This window comes from Bacillus sp. 220_BSPC, assembly GCF_001054655.1.
Lineage (GTDB): Bacteria > Bacillota > Bacilli > Bacillales > DSM-1321 > Peribacillus > Peribacillus frigoritolerans.
In genome coordinates this window covers 58,083-74,425 of record NZ_JVPL01000263.1, presented here as the reverse complement: position 1 = coordinate 74,425, position 16,343 = coordinate 58,083, and the positions used below count along the sequence as shown (strand labels likewise).

Annotated in this window: 14 protein-coding genes; 10 read left to right on the top strand and 4 right to left on the bottom strand. The window is 42.8% G+C overall.

Going from position 1 to position 16,343, the window contains the following annotated elements; all coding sequences use genetic code 11:
- Positions 1 to 150: 150 nt before the first annotated feature.
- Complete coding sequence (locus ADA55_RS21260; protein WP_048687457.1) at positions 151 to 675, bottom strand: universal stress protein; 525 nt, start codon at positions 673 to 675, stop codon at positions 151 to 153.
- A 319-nt stretch (positions 676 to 994) separates the two neighbouring features.
- Between ADA55_RS21260 and ADA55_RS21255 the strand changes: the two genes are divergently transcribed.
- Positions 995 to 2,992 (top strand): transglycosylase domain-containing protein, encoded by a 1,998-nt coding sequence (locus ADA55_RS21255; protein ID WP_161798633.1) that lies wholly within the window; start codon positions 995 to 997, stop codon positions 2,990 to 2,992.
- 191 nt (positions 2,993 to 3,183) lie between these two features.
- Here the strand turns inward: ADA55_RS21255 and ADA55_RS21250 are convergent, their stop codons facing one another.
- Positions 3,184 to 3,492, bottom strand: coding sequence for a hypothetical protein (locus ADA55_RS21250; protein ID WP_034314818.1), 309 nt, complete (start codon positions 3,490 to 3,492; stop codon positions 3,184 to 3,186).
- A 194-nt stretch (positions 3,493 to 3,686) separates the two neighbouring features.
- Here ADA55_RS21250 and iadA point away from each other — a divergent pair, with 194 nt between their 5' ends.
- The 6 genes from iadA (at position 3,687) to ADA55_RS21215 (ending at position 12,268) form a co-directional block, all read left to right on the top strand.
- Positions 3,687 to 4,862: a beta-aspartyl-peptidase gene (gene iadA, locus ADA55_RS21245; protein WP_048687455.1), complete on the top strand. Its 1,176-nt coding sequence runs from the start codon at positions 3,687 to 3,689 to the stop codon at positions 4,860 to 4,862.
- 857 nt (positions 4,863 to 5,719) lie between these two features.
- Positions 5,720 to 6,832 (top strand): pyruvate dehydrogenase (acetyl-transferring) E1 component subunit alpha, encoded by a 1,113-nt coding sequence (pdhA, locus tag ADA55_RS21240; protein ID WP_226990522.1) that lies wholly within the window; start codon positions 5,720 to 5,722, stop codon positions 6,830 to 6,832.
- Entirely contained in the window at positions 6,832 to 7,815 is a 984-nt protein-coding gene (locus ADA55_RS21235) for an alpha-ketoacid dehydrogenase subunit beta (protein WP_048687467.1), read from the top strand. The genes pdhA and ADA55_RS21235 overlap by 1 nt, the downstream gene beginning before the upstream one ends.
- 32 nt (positions 7,816 to 7,847) lie before the next feature.
- Entirely contained in the window at positions 7,848 to 9,098 is a 1,251-nt protein-coding gene (locus ADA55_RS21230) for a dihydrolipoamide acetyltransferase family protein (RefSeq protein ID WP_048687453.1), read from the top strand.
- A complete protein-coding gene (lpdA, locus tag ADA55_RS21225) occupies positions 9,099 to 10,523 on the top strand; it encodes a dihydrolipoyl dehydrogenase (RefSeq protein WP_048687452.1) in 1,425 nt (474 codons plus the stop codon).
- A 365-nt stretch (positions 10,524 to 10,888) separates the two neighbouring features.
- Entirely contained in the window at positions 10,889 to 12,268 is a 1,380-nt protein-coding gene (locus ADA55_RS21215; RefSeq protein ID WP_048687449.1) for an amino acid permease, read from the top strand.
- 91 nt (positions 12,269 to 12,359) lie between these two features.
- Here ADA55_RS21215 and hisC read toward each other — a convergent pair whose 3' ends face one another.
- A complete protein-coding gene (gene hisC / locus ADA55_RS21210; RefSeq protein WP_105718838.1) occupies positions 12,360 to 13,472 on the bottom strand; it encodes a histidinol-phosphate transaminase in 1,113 nt (370 codons plus the stop codon).
- Positions 13,473 to 13,645: 173 nt separating this feature from the next.
- Between hisC and ADA55_RS21205 the strand changes: the two genes are divergently transcribed.
- Entirely contained in the window at positions 13,646 to 14,113 is a 468-nt protein-coding gene (locus ADA55_RS21205; RefSeq protein ID WP_048687446.1) for an Lrp/AsnC family transcriptional regulator, read from the top strand.
- 115 nt (positions 14,114 to 14,228) lie between these two features.
- On the opposite strand, the gene ADA55_RS21200 is transcribed toward ADA55_RS21205, so the two are convergent.
- Positions 14,229 to 14,627: a hypothetical protein gene (locus ADA55_RS21200; protein ID WP_048687444.1), complete on the bottom strand. Its 399-nt coding sequence runs from the start codon at positions 14,625 to 14,627 to the stop codon at positions 14,229 to 14,231.
- A gap of 118 nt (positions 14,628 to 14,745) precedes the next feature.
- On the opposite strand from ADA55_RS21200, the gene ADA55_RS21195 reads away from it, so the two are divergent.
- Positions 14,746 to 15,174 carry an Lrp/AsnC family transcriptional regulator gene (locus ADA55_RS21195; protein ID WP_048687443.1) on the top strand — a complete coding sequence of 143 codons (429 nt, stop codon included), beginning with the start codon at positions 14,746 to 14,748 and terminating at the stop codon, positions 15,172 to 15,174.
- A 225-nt stretch (positions 15,175 to 15,399) separates the two neighbouring features.
- Positions 15,400 to 16,332, top strand: a complete 933-nt coding sequence (locus ADA55_RS21190) for a catalase family peroxidase (protein WP_048687441.1) — start codon at positions 15,400 to 15,402, stop codon at positions 16,330 to 16,332.
- Positions 16,333 to 16,343 lie beyond the last annotated feature (11 nt).

The window sequence follows — 16,343 nt, the reverse complement described above, 5'->3', positions numbered from 1 at the left end:
CACTTTTTGACAGTCTTTGCTTTCTGTACACCGAGATAAAAATGAGCATGAAACCCCTTTTGTCTACAAACTGAGGCCGGATTCTATATGAATCCGGCCTTTTTCGGAGAATGTATTACTCGAACCAATAGGGAAAAACCCGCTCATTCTTCATTTTGCAATGAATACCGAACATGGTGCGTTTTTCGCAATGGAACTACTTGTACTGCCAAGGAAGAATTTTTCCAAACCGCTTTTATCGCTATTGCCGACAACGATAAGATCAGCTGAAGTTCTCGCTGCAAAGTCACATACGCTATCTGGCGCATATCCTTCCAATAGTTCGAATTTCCCCGTCACTTGACATTCACTTAATAATCTCAACGTATTACTTTCTGCGTTCTGAATACTATTCTCGAGGGCGGAAGGGGTGTCATTTACCTTTTGATTTCTTTGCTGGTCAACTTCAACAACAGGATGTGTCTGGACTGGATCCACATAAAATCCGGCAGAGGGCACGAACCCCGGCGCGGAGGCGTTACCGATGATACGCTGTTCAACCTTATCATTTAGGACATGAACTACGGTCAACTCAGCTTTTGGAAAGGCCTTTTTCAATGTTGCTCCATATTCGACGGCCCGTTTACTTTCTTCATTTCCATCAAAAGCGACGACAATATGTTTTAAGTCTTTCATTACTATCATCTCTCCCCTTTATAAGACCTTAATAGCGTTATACCCGCTTTTAAATGGCTTCACGCCTTTAATCGGTATATAGATTGCCTTTTACGGGTAAAGGATAGATACGAGCATAGTTAAAATGGTAGGATGAAAATGGTCCTTCAGTTAATTGGCATGCTCAGACGATGAAGGGATATCATCTGTAAGGATGCCGATTCACGTGTAAAGTGCTACAAGAAAAGAGCGCCTTTTATTCAATCGACGAGTTTTCTTTAACAAAAAGGGTAAAATATTTTTAATGAAACATGTCGCAGATGGAAAAATGGGGGTACAAATGAGAGGGTTAGTGAAATTAGGTCTAATTATAATATTGGCGATTGCGGTTTTAGGCGCCGGTTCACTATTGTATTTCAAGCAGGGTGCTGATATAAGTCATCTTGAAAATAGTCTTCAGCAACCGACAGGGATCTATGATCTGGATGGGAATCTAGCCAGTACGATCACGGCAAATAAATCCGAGGGCGTTGCGATAGATGAAATACCGGAACATATGAAACAAGCGGTGGTTTCCATTGAGGATCACCGTTTTTATGAACATCACGGCATAGATTATCAAGGGATCATGCGGGCTTTGGTTAAAAATGCGAAGGCTGGAAGTGTTGTTGAAGGCGGGAGCACGCTCACCCAGCAGCTTGTGAAAATCACGATGCTGGAATCAGATCGAACACTGAAGAGAAAGATAGAAGAGTTTTTTCTAGCCCAGGAAGTTGAAAATCAATATACAAAAGATGAAATCCTGGAAATGTATTTGAATCAAGTTTATTTTGGCCATGGGGCATGGGGAATCAAAAAGGCTGCAAATATTTATTTTTCCAAAGAGGTCTCTGAATTGACCGTTGCCGAGGGAGCTTTGCTTGCGGGAGTCATTAACTTACCATCCAAACTTGATCCATACAAGAATTTGGACGGTGCAGTGAAGCGGCGTGATTTGGTTCTTTCGCGAATGGCGGAACATGGTTATTTGACGAAAGATGAAGAAGCGGCCGCAAAAAAAGATTCGGTGACACTTCTTATGGGGGAGAAGGAAACCGATCCATTAAGAGGTAAGTATCCTTATTATGTCGATCATGTTTTATCGGAAGCATCGAGTAAATATGGAATTAAGCTTGAGGAGCTGCTTTCAAAGGGGTATAAAATTTACACGACTCTGGACCAGTCCATGCAGCAGGCTACAGAAAGCGTGTATGAGAATTCAGCCAATTTTCCGGTTGGAACGAGTACAGAGGAACTGGTTCAAAGCGGGTCTGTCCTTCTTGATCCTGAAACGGGCGGCATAAAAGCACTTGTCGGCGGGAGAGGTGAACATCAATTCATGGGATATAACCGGGCAACCCAACTGACAAGGTCTCCTGGTTCATCCATTAAGCCGCTTGTCGTTTACACGCCGGCTGTTGAAGAGGGATATGATATCACTGACCCTTTAAAGGATGAAAAAATGAGCTTCGGTGAATATGAGCCAACAAACCTGAGTGGTGAATATAAAGGAGAAGTCCCCATGTATGAAGCGGTGATGAATTCCTTGAATGTACCGACGGTTTGGCTATTGAATGAGATTGGCATCGATAGGGGGCTTGATTCACTTAAGCGGTTTGGGATTCCCTATGACAAGGATGATCGAAACCTGTCTATTGCTTTAGGAGGGATGAAAAAAGGTGTGTCCCCGCTGCAGATGGCAGGAGCCTTTTCTGCTTTCGCCAACGAAGGGGAACGGATGGAAACCCACGCCATTGTAAGGATAGAAAATGCCGATGGAAAAGAGGTTGCCGCCTGGAAAGAGAAAAGCACCAAAGTGACCTCTGTAGGCGCCGTCGACAAAATGAATGCCATGCTGCTTGGAACAGTGGAATATGGCACAGCGAAAAACGCGGCTGTTTCCGGTTATGAAATAGCAGGTAAAACAGGATCTACACAAGTTCCCATCGAAGGAGTATCAGGGGTTAAAGATCAATGGTTCATCGGTTATTCACCTTCGCTGGTCGGTGCTGTTTGGGCGGGATATGATAAGACGGACGCAAAACATTATCTAACGACACACAGCAGTCAGGGAAGTGCACTCATCTTTCAAAAAATAATGTCGCTAGCCTTACAGAATCAAGCTGCTCAATCTTTTAAAGCTCAAGATATCGGTCCGCTTATAGCAGAACAACAGGCACTTATAGCTGAGCAACAGGAGAAGGAAGAAGAGGAGAAGAGGAGACAATATTGGATTGACAAAGGAAATGAAATACGGGAAGGCTTGAATAAATGGAGGGACTGGGAGGTTCCGTGGTGATTCCCAGGTCCGGGAGCATGATCCAAGCCTTTCTGAATCAAATCAACAAAAAAAAGACTGTCAATCATTGACAGTCTTTCATCATTCTTAAAAAATGAGATTTGCTATTATGCCGATTACGACGATTGCGCCTATTACCATTAAAATGGTTCTCATATAAATACACCCTCTTCAAACGTAGTTGGAATCATTTAAATATTTACGGTTTGGTTCGATTGAAAACGAAATGCACTTTCATCATTTTCTTTACAAATAGCCTGTACTTTTTCAAGCATGGCGTGTACATTCTCGCCTTCAAGGATGACTTTCATCGTTGCACACTCTTGAAGAATGAGCACAAAGGATACGAAAGTCGAAAGTTTCTTGGCATCGACCAATTTATGGTTGCAGATAAAATATATATTCCCTTTAAATTCTTTTGTAACTTGATATAGGTTCATGATTTGTCGCATGGATAATCTTTTATTTGTTTGAATGTCAGAAGAAATCACTTTATTCATGTCGTTTACTCCTTTTGTTTTTATACTTTTGGAAAAGCATAATCAAGATGTCAATTCAGCTACAACGTTTAAAAATGAACAAGTATGTTTTGGACTTTTTTATGTAATTGTTAGCGGGTCATGTTGTATATTTACCCGAGTGAAAGATTTTGAAACCTATTTGAAAATTTCAATTTTTTGAGGGGGAACGAACAATGCTCACACTTATTAAAAATGGGGAGCTTTATGGTCCGGAATATATGGGCCAAAAAGATATCCTCTTGGTTGGAAAGCAAATTGGCTTCATTGAGGACAAGATTGATGTACCTGCCAATTTCGTTGAAATGAAAGTGATTGATGCGAGTGGTCAAATTGTGGCTCCGGGTTTTATAGATGCTCACGTACATATTATCGGCGGAGGCGGGGAAGGGGGCTTTAAAACGAGGACACCTGAAATCCAATTAACAGATGCCACTTTAGCGGGTATAACGACATTGGTAGGGGTCATCGGCACAGATGGAACGACAAGGACGATGCCTGCACTTCTCGCTAAAGCGAAAGCGCTTGAAGAAGAAGGAATTAGCTGCTTCGTTCAGACTGGTTCGTATCAAGTTCCAGTCAAGACGTTAACCGGTAAGATCGAGGATGATTTGATTCTTGTGGATAAAATTATCGGTGTTGGCGAAATAGCCATTGCCGATCACCGTTCTTCGCAGCCGACTGCAGCCGAACTCGCTAAGCTGGCCTCGCAGGCACGTAATGGAGGTCTGTTATCAGGGAAAAGCGGTATCGTCAACATACATGTCGGCGACAGTCTAGATCATTTGCATGTAATTGAAGAAGTTGTCGAAACAACGGAAATTCCGATCACTCAGTTCTATCCTACACATATAAACCGAAATCCGCATTTATTCAATGCAGGGGTGGAATATGCAAAAAAAGGGGGGTATATAGATTTTACGACAAGTACAATCCAGAAATTCCTCGAAGAAGGGGAGGTCAAAGCAAGTACAGCAATTAAAATGGCTCTAGAAGAAGGCGTTGAAATCGGACAGATCACCATAACTTCAGATGGGCAAGCCAGCCTGCCTGACTTCGATGGAAGCGGCAACCTGCGCGGTTTGAACATTGGTACATGCATGTCCTTATATGAATGTGTTGTCGATGCGGTCCTCGAGGATGGAGTGACAATTGCCGATGCCCTACGAGTTGTGACGGAAAACCCGGCAAACATTTTAAAGCTTTCTGCAAAGGGAAAGCTTTCGGTAGGTAAGGACGCGGATATCATCATGATGAATCAACGAACTTTAGAAATAAATAGTGTTATCGCGATGGGGCAGATGATGGTCAAAGATGGCCATGCTGTCGTTAAAGGAACATTTGAAAAATAGACCTTTTCTACCTTTGGGTGCAATTCCCGTTGCGGGTCCTACCCCATCCTGAAATGCAAAAAGGGTAACATTGATCTAATTTCGGATCCCTGAAAAAGGGTATGTGTAATGATTTCAACTTCATACACTCGACTTCCGCGGGCGGGCGGGAGCCTCCTCGGCGCGCCTGCGGGGTTCTCCCATGCCACGCTTTTCCCGCAGGAGTCTCGCGCCTTCCGTTCCAATCAACTTTGTGTAATTTAAAAAAAATGCTGGCTCGTCTTATTCCGAACCATGTTTAATCGACTAGTTTATCCTTCATGTTTTTTCTTGTACTCCTTAATGGATGGAAGAAATATGCGACACTCGTGCCGAATAACTGGCTAGCCGAGACCCCACAGACGCTTGGCAGGCAGTTGGCGGAAAGGGATGCGGATTACTGAAATTAACTGTCTGTTGAAAAAAACGTAGGCAACTGATTTCTTGGAGTTTTTATACAGCCTAAGACCCATATATTATATAATGGGCCTTTTTTGTGCTGGATACTTTTGGAAGGAAGGTTCTAAATCTGTCGGGAGCATATCACATTTTGAAGGTAATCATTATGAAATTTCCCATTAAAGGCTCTCATTTTCAAAATGAAGGTGAAGTATCAGAAAACATCTTCTAAATAAAGGTAATATGTAAAAAATTCATTCTATTTAACATATTATTAAAAACATGGATGTATTATCCTTTTATATAAGGAAATGTAGTTTATGAAACAGCATTTAATCACAGACAGAAAGACCAATAAAAACATTTTGGGCTGTTATTTCATGACTGTTCAAAACCTAGGTAAGTTTGCGAAACAAATCTATCTTAAGGGGAGAAATGAAATGGAAAAGACGGGAAACCCAATAATGAAAGCGCATTCAAGTGGAGTTGAGCCGGAAATGTTTCGTGTATTGACTTCTGATGGGGAAATCATTGAAGCGATTGATGGAAAAATCGATAAATCACTTATGTTAAAGATGTATGAGAGCATGCTCCTGCTCAGAACATTTGACCGAAAATCAATTATTCTCCAGCGCCAAGGCAGGATCGGGACTTATGCACCTTTCGAAGGGCAGGAAGCGTCCCAAGCAGGAAGCGCTTTGGCATTGTCGGCAGGGGACTGGATGTTTCCCACATACCGTGATCATGGAGCGGCAATCATTCATGGACAGGAATTATACCGTGTTTTCCTATACTGGATGGCGCATTTTGATGGTTCGATTTGTCCAGAAGGAAAAAGGATATTGCCTCCAAGTGTTCCAATTGCGACTCAAATGGTTCATGCAGTTGGAACGGCTTGGGCAAGTAAGCTTAAAGGCGAAAAGAATGTTAGCATTGCCTATTTTGGAGATGGAGCGACTTCTGAAGGGGACTTTCATGAAGCACTGAATTTTGCCGGCGTTTATAAAACCCCGACAATCTTTTTCTGCCAAAATAATGGCTACGCAATCAGTGTCCCTTTTGAAAAGCAATCGGCATCAAAAACAATATCCCAGCGTGCTGCTGCTTATGACATCCATGGGGTGCGGGTGGATGGAAATGATATTTTTGCCGTATGGATGACTGTAAAGGAGGCTGTCGAAAGAGCGCTTAAAGGGGAAGGGCCTACATTAATCGAAGCCATTACCTTTCGCTATGGCGCCCATACTACTGCAGACAATCCGAACATATATCGCGATCAGGACGAAATTTCAACGTTCTGGAGGGAAAACCGCGATCCCATTACACGCCTTAGAAAGTATTTGAATAAAGAGGGTCATTGGAATGAAGAGCAGGAAGAATTGGTGTTAAAGCAAGTCAACGAACTGATCGATGCTCACCTTAAAAAGGCCGAAGCGTATCCGAAATCCGACCCGCTCGAAATGTTTAACCATGTATATGCCGAGGAGTCATGGCTTCTTAAGGAACAGAAGCAGGAATTGAACCAAATCTTAAGGAAAGGCGGGAAGAAATGATGGGCAAAAATTTAACGATGCTCCAGGCTATTACGGAAGCGCTGGACCAAATGCTGGGTCATGATGATCGCGTGATGATCTTGGGTGAGGATATTGGCGTGAATGGCGGGGTTTTTCGAGCGACGGAAGGACTTTATGAGAAGTATGGAAAAGATCGAGTTGTGGATACGCCATTAGCTGAATCCGGAATCATCGGCTCTGCCATTGGTTTGGCTCTTAACGGAATGCTGCCCATAGTGGAGATCCAGTTTCTCGCCTTTATTTATCCGGGGTTCGAGCAGCTCGTTTCCCATGCTGCCCGTATGAGGTATCGTACTCGTGGGCAATTTGGGGTGCCCCTCGTAATCCGTACGCCATATGGTGCCGGAATCAGGGGTCCTGAACTTCATTCTGAAAGTGTCGAAACCTTCTTTGCCCATACCCCGGGTTTAAAGGTGGTTGCACCCAGTAATCCATATGACGCAAAAGGGCTGCTCATTTCAGCGCTGGAAGATCCAGATCCAGTGATTTTTTTGGAACCGACTAAATTGTATCGGGCTTTTAAGGAAGAAGTTCCAGACGAAAGGTACCGAATACCAATCGGTCAAGCAAAAGTGGTCCAGGAGGGAAGCGACCTGACCATTTTTGCTTGGGGGGCCATGTTAAGGGAGGCATTGAATGCCGCGAAAAAGATTGAAGCAGAAAAAGGCTGGAAGTGTGAAGTGGTCGATCTTAGAACTTTATACCCTTTAGATAGGGATTCGATCGTGCAATCCATTAAAAAGACAGGTCGTGCATTAATCGTCCATGAAGCCCACAAGACTGCCGGTCTAGGTGCGGAGATTATCTCCATCATTAATGATGAAGCTCTTATTTACCTGAAAGCGCCGATTAAGCGTGTAACAGGATTTGATGTACCGGTTCCGCCGTTTACAATAGAAGATCATTATTTACCGACTGTTGACCGTGTAAAAAAGGGAATTGTCGAAACGATATCATTTTAATGATTAAGGGAGAAGGAGAAGGAGGATGACGCATGATGGAATTTAAACTTCCTGATGTAGGGGAAGGGATGCATGAAGGGGAAATTATCCAATGGCTCATCAAGGAAGGGGATGCGGTAAAACAGGACCAACCCATTGTTGAGGTACAAACGGATAAAGTCAATGCGGAATTGACAGCTCCGGCAGCGGGAGTGGTTAAGAAAATATTTTTTTCCGTAGGGGATATCGTGGAAGTGGGAACCACTATATTCACAATTCAGGAAGAGAACGATGTGTCAGTTCCGGATACAGGCATTAGTGAAGAAGAAAACCAAGTCGGGCAATCCGGTGATGTAAATGTCAATGCGCAGCATATTACGACTAAACACCAGGCAGTGCGTGCGCTGGCAACACCATTCGTGCGTCAAATGGCCAGGGAAATGAAGATTGATATCGAGAAGGTTAAAGGCTCCGGTCCGGCAGGGCGAATTACCGAAAGTGACTTGAAGCAGTTTAAAGAGAATGATTCATTTTCACGGGAAAAGGCCAAACAGCATGATGACAAGACAGGTCAAGAGATGGCCCCGATAATGGGAAATGAGCGGGAAGAGCGGATTCCGCTTAAAGGCATTCGTAAAAAAATCGCTGAACATATGGTGAAGTCAGTTTCGACCATTCCTCATGTAACCCATGTAGATGAATTGGAAATGGACCGATTGAAGGAATTTAAAAATCAATTAAAGGAGTATTCAGATGATAAGGATATAAAATTGACTTTTTTGCCTTTTTTCGTTAAGGCCATTGTCATCGCCTTAAAGGAGTTCAAAACACTAAACGCTTCAATTGATGAAAGGACCAATGAAATCATCCTGAAAAATTATTATCATATTGGAATTGCGACGAATACAAACGAGGGTCTCATTGTTCCAGTGATCAAACATGCCGATCAAAAAACCATTTTCCAACTGGCTGATGAAATCAGGCAGTTGGCAGCTCAAGCCCGTGAAGGAAAGTTGAGTATTGATCAAATCACAGGCAGTACATTTACCATCAGCAATGTAGGACCTATCGGAGGGATGCACGCTACCCCGATCATTAACTATCCGGAAGCGGCCATATTAGCTTTGCATAAAATGGAACATCGCATGGTCGTTCGCGATTTGGAAGGTGTTATCCGGTTAATGATGAATATGTCTCTTTCTTTCGATCATCGTTTGATTGATGGGGTAACAGCGGTGCAATTCACCAATAAAATCAAGGAATTGCTGGAAAATCCAATTCGTTTAGTTGTGGAGATGAGATAAATGGTAGTAGGGGAAGTTGCTGTTGAGACGGATGTTGTCATCATGGGAGGAGGTCCGGGAGGATATGCTGCGGCTATCCGTCTCGGCCAGTTAGGAAAATCGGTCGTGCTGATTGAAAAGGATAAGCTGGGCGGGGTTTGCCTTAATCGGGGCTGTATACCTTCAAAAGCATTGATTCACGCAGCTGATCGATATCATGGGCTTAACGATTTAGGGAAAATGGGAATCCGGCTACCTCAGGAAGGAACCACTATGGACTTGGGAGTTTGGCAGGATTGGAAAGCGGGCATCACATCCCAGTTGGGGCAAGGTATTGCCCATTTGTGTAAGGAAAACGGAGTGACGGTGGTTAAAGGCCAAGCAACTTTTTTATCTGATGACCGCATTGGGGTTGAAACCGATGGCGATTTTGAAACCTACAAGTTTGAACAGGCAATTATTGCGACGGGGTCCAGGCCTTTCATTCCATCCTTCATTAAAGTCGATGGAGAATATATATTGGATTCAACATCATCTTTGCAGCTGAAGGAAGTTCCAGCAAGCTTGTCGATCATTGGCGGAGGATATATCGGAATCGAGCTGGGTATGGCATTTGCAAAGCTGGGTACTAAAGTGACCATCATTGAGATGGACAATCGCATACTCCCCCACGTTGCTGAAAACCTGGTAAAGGAAGTCACCCGGAATGCCAAGAAGCTTGGGATCAATATCAAAACATCCTCTAGGGTAGAGAAAGCGAGTGTAGTGGATGGTCAAGTGCATCTTCTTGTTTCCTCGGAAGAACAGGGGACGGAAGCCGTCGTGAGCGAAAGGTCCCTGGTTACAATTGGCAGGATCCCTAACACTGAAGAAATTGGCCTGAATCGGGCTGGAGTGACGGTTGGCGAGAAAGGCCATATAGCAGTGGATATGGAATGCCGTACAAATGTACCGCACATCTTTGCCATCGGTGATACTACGCCTGGTCCGGCTCTTGCCCATCGAGCGTCCAAACAGGGAATCGTGGCAGCTGAAGTGATAGCGGGACTGCCAAGTGCCGTTGACTCGCCTTATGTTCCTTATGTAATCTTTTCGGAACCACAAATAGCTGGTGTTGGTTTAAGCCGTGAAGAAGCTGAACAACAGGGATACAGCGTCAAGGTTGGCAAATTTCCGTTCAGTGCCAACGGAAGGGCGCTAGCAACGAATGAAACGGAGGGATTTGCAGAAGTGATCGTGGATGCCGATAGCCATATATTGCTCGGAATGCATATGGTAGGTGCTGATGCTTCCAACCTTATAGGTGAAGGGGTCCTAGCCCTTGAGCTGGCGGCTCGGGTCGAAGATATAGCCCTCAGCATGCATCCTCATCCGACCTTGACCGAGGGGTGGCTGGAAGCGGCTGAGGCAGTTTTGGGACATGCAATTCACATCGTAAATAAATAGGAAAAGGTAAAGTAATGGGGATTACCAATGTAGTCCCCGGTTAGAATGTTTTATCTTAATGGAGTCAAAAACCTGGTAATTGTCCCCGAAAGGCAAGGCTATCAGTAAATTCACTCCATTTCGAAAATCCGTCCCGGCGTTTGACCAAACAGGGGCCGTATTGGCCTGCAATGATTCCCTCTTGTAAAACCATCGGCATATTGATATCATTTTTACCTTGGGGAAGTATAGAGTTTTCAATAAGGCTTTGGATCCTTCCACTCCTAAACCATAACGGTTGATGAGATAACATATCTATTCGCCATTCAACGATTAAATGGGTTTAATTTATACGAGAAAATTATGGAATGAAGGAGGCAAATGTAATGGAGTCAAATGGTGGGTCATTGCAAAAGAAATTATTGCCAAGGCATATTAGCATGATGGCAATGGGAGGGGCAATAGGTACTGGGATTTTTAAAGGAAGTGCCGAAACCATATCGTTAGCAGGGCCAGGAGTCATATTCACTTATATCTTTGCAGGATTATTACTGCTTGTAGTCATGGGTGCTATAGCGGAAATGGCAATTGTCTATCCAAATACGAATATGAAAGGCTTCGTTCAGAAAGCATTCGGTAAGCGCTTTTCCTTCATCGTAGGCTGGATGTATTGTTTTATGTGGCTGTCCGTTTGTGTCATTGAGGTAGTGGTGGCAGGAAGCTTCTTGCAGTATTGGCTCCCGGCAATCCCGTTATGGATATTAAGTTTAGGGTGTACAGCTTTCATCATTGGAATTAACATGATGAATGTCAAAAATTATGGTGAATTCGAATTTTGGTTTGCCGGCATTAAAATTACAATGATCATCTTATTCATCATATTGGGAGCCTGTATTTTATTTGGAGTCATCCCAAGCGGCGGATCTAATTATCTGCAAAACTTCACAGGGCATGGAGGATTTTTCCCAAATGGGTGGATGTCCATCTTTTCGGCATTACTGATCGTCATGTTCTCCTATGGCGGTTCCGAGTTAATAGGGGTGACGGTAACGGAAGCAAAGGATGCAGAACGCATTTTACCTAAGGTCATTAAAAACTATATTTGGAGAGTCGTATTATTCTTCACCTTACCAATACTTGTAATCTGCGGTTTGATTCCGTGGAATGAAATTGGCGACCAGGCAAGTCCGTTTGTACAAGTTTTGTCCATGTCAGGTTTTCAGGGATCTGCACATATCATGAATTTCATTTTGATTACGGCCGTCTTATCAGCTGCTAACTCTGGAATATATGGGTGTACCCGAATGCTGCATTCTTTAGCTGCAGAAGGGGAAGCTCCCAAGTCGTTCTCTTATGTATCAAAAAATGGCGTTCCCATGTACAGTTTGATATTAAGTGCAGGTGTATTGGTCGTCGGCTCCATGATTACTTTCGTTGCTCAGGACAAGGCATTTACTCTATTAATGGCGTTTCCGGGTTTTGTAGTATCACTTGTATGGATCAGCATCTGTTTAGCGCAGCTTAAACTTCGGAATTCATATCCCAAAGCTCCGAGTTTTAAATTATGGGGATTTCCATATGTAACCTTGTTTACCGTAATCACCTTAAGCATCATTTGTGTCACGTTCGTGTTCAGTGAACAGAATCGGATCAGTATCATTGCTTGCCTGATTGTGTTGGCTGCCTTAATCTCGATTTCGATTTTTAAATTTAAAAATGTGGACAAACAGGAAACACCTATAATAGAAAAGAATATCGCTAAATAAAATCCACGTAAAAGATACGACATGGGCAAAGGCGTCCATGTCGTATCTTTCATTACTGATCACTGATATTCTGCAACTTCATTTCGATTGGTCATGCTCCAGATGTTTTATTGATTATATGTTGTAAGGATGCTATGAATCTCTCGTTTTCAAGCGGAGTGCCGATGGTCACGCGGATAGTATTTTCATAGCCTAGCAAATGACCTGAACGGATGATGACACCCTGGATTAATAACTTCTCAAAAATGTCCCTGCCAGGCTGGTTCAATTCGACCATCAAGAAGTTGGCGTGTGAAGGGAAGAATGTTAAACCCATCTTGCTTAGTTCATTTTCTAAATATCTTCTTCCTTCCTCATTCTTACGAACGCAATTCTCAACAAATGGATCGTCGTCGAGGGAAGCGAATGCCGCAGCCTGTGCTAAACGATTGGTATTGAAGGGTTCCTTCACTTTAACTAGCTCTTGTATGATGGAGGCATCCATTAAACCGTATCCAATCCTTAAAGCAGCCAGTCCATAAATCTTTGAAAAAGTGCGTAAGATAACCAGATTTGAATGCATTTTGAGAAGCGGTAAGGTTTCTAAATATTCTGCATCATCGACATATTCATAGTATGCTTCATCAACGATCAGTAAAATATGTTTCGGCACCTTCTCGATAAAAGAGCGTAACTTTTCTTTTTGAACGATCGTTCCTGTCGGATTATTGGGATTACAGACGAATATCATTCTCGTTTTTTCTGTTATGGCTTCATACATACCCTGGAGGTCATGTACACCATTGATAAGAGGAATCTTTACAGGTGTGCCGCCGTCAATCAATACATTCGTTTCATAACGTGGAAAGGTCACATCAGCCATGATGACTTCATCATTTTGTTGGATATAGGTTCGTGTCAACAAACGTATCACTTCATCAGATCCATTGCCTAAAATAATATGATCTTTATTGATCTTCAATTTTCTTGCCAGCTTTTCAGCTAATGCAGGCGCCATACCTTCAGGATAAAAGGAGGTTTGCTCCATTTCGGCAAGCATGGCTTCTTTTGCTAGAGGTGAGTAACCGAATGGGTTCTCATTGGATGCCAATTTAACGATCGTTTCAAGACCAAGTTCACGTTGCACTTCTTCAATTGGCTTGCCGGAAACATATGGGCGAATGCTTTCGATGTTTTGTCGAACCGGGATTTTAGTAAAGGTCAATGCAGGTTCCTCCCTTTGGTAAATTCTGAATTTTCTTTTTCTATTTGATTATTTTAATGATAGAATATTAACTGTTAAAATTACATACAAAAAAGAATGTATTTTTCACTATCCATACAACATTTTAAAGAAATATATGCTTATATTCCTTCATTATGAAAGGCGGTTGCTTCATGGATGAAATAGATGTCAGTTTACTGGAACTTTTACAAAAAGATGGACGCATTACGATTAGTGAACTATCGAAGAAATTGGCTCTCAGTCGACCTAGCATTTCTGAACGAATGTACCGCCTGCAAGAAAAGGGGATCATTGAGGGGTTCAGCGCAAGGGTTTCCCCTTTGGCAATAGGAAGGGGTGTACTTGTGTTCATTCAGGTGAGTGAACTTAAGGTTCCTGTTACCGATTTTGAGCAATTAGTGAAAAATGATTTAGACATTATCGAGTGCCACCGTGTAACAGGAACAGTTGGATATTTTTTGAAAGCGGCTTTAGCTGATATGGACAGCATGAGATTACTGATAGATCGATTAATACCCTATGGACATCTGAATACATCTGTGGTTTTGACATCCCCGGTACCTTCCCGCTCCATTCTTCCAAGGATCAATGAAATGGAGGATCATGGTGCGAAATCCTAGGCGGGCATTCAACTGATGCTGATAAAGGATTCGGGTATCGTTCAAACTAATGAAGGGTAGGATTTAGGTTTTTTACAGAAAGGAACGAGGCGGAGGGCCTGTTCCTTTTTTGGTGTTATTGTAAATCCATCAAAGCCCCGAAATATTGCTGGGCGGTTGTAAAACAAATGAATGCCAATAGTTCAGAAATCTCTTCATCACTGAACACTTCCTTCAATACTTGGAAAAACTTTTCCTCCGTTTTTTCACGTTGCAAGAGAAATACTTCCGCAAAGGCAATTGCATAGCTTTCTTTCATATCTTCCGGCTTTAGCGGAGTCCCTTTTGCCTGACAGTATGAGCAGCCATTACCGTATGCCAGCACTCTTCTGACGTTTTCCTTCAATTTCTCCGAAAGTTTCCCATTTGCAGATATGCAATCTGAGAGGTCCGACCATTTATGCGAAATCTCTTCAGAATGAAATAATCTTTGAAATGGACTGGATCCCTGTGATGATTTGTTTATTCTTGTCATGAACATCTCTCCTTTGAGATAATCCTAATATAAAAATCCAGGAATTTTAATTCCATTTGTAAAGTAATGCGGTTTAATAATGAATGAATGTAAAGAGAGGAAGGAGAATAATTTAAAAATGAAAATAGATGAGAAAGACCAGAGCATCCTTGCCGAATTAACGTTGAATAGCCGAATCTCCATGAGGGAATTGGCAAAGAAAGTAAACCTCTCGGCCCCCACCGTTGCCGAACGGGTACGGCAAATGGAGTCGTTCGGAATCATTAAAGGGTATGTTGCCGAGATTGATCATAAAAAGATAGGTTTTCCAATTGAGTGTATCGTGGAAGCTACGATAAAAAATGGGGAATATGAGAAATTCAAAAAGTATATCTCCAAGGTGCCGAATGTTGACTTTTGTTATCGAATTGCCGGGCAGGCTTGCTTTATGCTGAAAATCCACACTCAGAGCCTTGAAGAAGTGGAGGAATTCATCAATCGGACCATTCCTTTTGCGGCAACCGTTACCCATGTGATCCTTTCACAGGTGGAGCCGGAACAGGAATGAGTATTTTTATAATGGAAGAAAAAGAGATCTGTATATGCTGATCATTTTGAACGGTTCTAGAATTAATGGATAAAATCAAGTGTCCATAAAGATATGACATATGTTTGCAGCGCCAGGTGTTTTTTTTGCAATCAATGCTTTCGGTGATTTAAGAAAGAATAAGCTAATGGAATAAAGGGTACATGTAATAATGGATAATAATCTGACAAGGTGGGGTGAGGTATCATGGAAGGAACTGACGACTATAAACCTGAACTGGCCAGGGAAGCAGTAAATGTGATTGAAAATGTAGCAGGAACACATCCTGGTTATCGGCGTGTGCATGCAAGGGGATATGTTTATGAGGGGGTTTTTACCCCAAACGGAAAAGCGTCCCCACTAACGGTGGCTTCGCATCTTCAGGATGAAGCCGTGCCGGTGATCATTCGGTTTTCAAATAGCTCACCGATTCCAAGCCATCCTGATGCCATTTCCCCTGTAAAGGGCATGGCAGTCAAGTTTCATTTGCCGAATGGAAAGGTGTCAGATCTTATTACTGTGACCATTCCGTTATTCTTTGCGAAAACACCGCAAGCGTTTGTTGATATTGCTGGCTTTTTCCAATCTGCAAAGGAGGGTTTCCCCAATCTGAAAGAACTTGCAAAAATCCTGTGGAAATACCCAGAAAGCAAGGCAAGCCTGCAAATGCTAAAAGAAATGCGTTCTCCAGCCAGTTTTTCAACGTGCCAATATTACTCCATTCACGCATTCTATTTCATTAACAAGGAAGGAAGGCGGCAGGCAATCAAGTACGAGTGGGTGCCAGATGCGGGCCTTAGTATGTTAGAAAAAAGGGAGGTGGCCGAGCATTCGCCGGAGTATCTGGAAGAAGAAATGGAAAAGAGGCTTAAAGAAGGACCGGTGGGCTTTAAATTGAACATCCAAATAGGAGGGGAAAATGACCCGACTGACGATCCGACTACAGCTTGGTCGGAAGATAAACAGGTAATCACGATAGGGCATTTAATGATCTCCAAAAAATTGGAAGTGTGTAAAGATACTTTATTGTTTGATCCAACCAATATTCCTGAAGGAATCGAATGCTCGGAAGATCGGATCTTGCATTTTCGCCATAGTGCGTATGCCGTTTCATATGAACGTCGGATAAATAACCAATGAATCAAATCAAG

What these genes read in the sequence shown, in the direction of transcription:
- ADA55_RS21230 (WP_048687453.1), top strand. Translation starts at nt 7,848, where the DNA reads ATGATGGAATTTAAACTTCCTGATGTAGGGGAAGGGATGCATGAAGGG.
- iadA (WP_048687455.1), top strand. Translation starts at nt 3,687, where the DNA reads ATGCTCACACTTATTAAAAATGGGGAGCTTTATGGTCCGGAATATATG.
- ADA55_RS21255 (WP_161798633.1), top strand. Translation starts at nt 995, where the DNA reads ATGAGAGGGTTAGTGAAATTAGGTCTAATTATAATATTGGCGATTGCG.
- ADA55_RS21215 (WP_048687449.1), top strand. Translation starts at nt 10,889, where the DNA reads ATGGAGTCAAATGGTGGGTCATTGCAAAAGAAATTATTGCCAAGGCAT.
- pdhA (WP_226990522.1), top strand. Translation starts at nt 5,720, where the DNA reads ATGGAAAAGACGGGAAACCCAATAATGAAAGCGCATTCAAGTGGAGTT.
- ADA55_RS21190 (WP_048687441.1), top strand. Translation starts at nt 15,400, where the DNA reads ATGGAAGGAACTGACGACTATAAACCTGAACTGGCCAGGGAAGCAGTA.
- ADA55_RS21260 (WP_048687457.1), bottom strand. Translation starts at nt 675, where the DNA reads ATGAAAGACTTAAAACATATTGTCGTCGCTTTTGATGGAAATGAAGAA.
- ADA55_RS21205 (WP_048687446.1), top strand. Translation starts at nt 13,646, where the DNA reads ATGGATGAAATAGATGTCAGTTTACTGGAACTTTTACAAAAAGATGGA.
- ADA55_RS21250 (WP_034314818.1), bottom strand. Translation starts at nt 3,492, where the DNA reads ATGAATAAAGTGATTTCTTCTGACATTCAAACAAATAAAAGATTATCC.
- ADA55_RS21200 (WP_048687444.1), bottom strand. Translation starts at nt 14,627, where the DNA reads ATGACAAGAATAAACAAATCATCACAGGGATCCAGTCCATTTCAAAGA.
- lpdA (WP_048687452.1), top strand. Translation starts at nt 9,099, where the DNA reads ATGGTAGTAGGGGAAGTTGCTGTTGAGACGGATGTTGTCATCATGGGA.
- ADA55_RS21235 (WP_048687467.1), top strand. Translation starts at nt 6,832, where the DNA reads ATGGGCAAAAATTTAACGATGCTCCAGGCTATTACGGAAGCGCTGGAC.
- ADA55_RS21195 (WP_048687443.1), top strand. Translation starts at nt 14,746, where the DNA reads ATGAAAATAGATGAGAAAGACCAGAGCATCCTTGCCGAATTAACGTTG.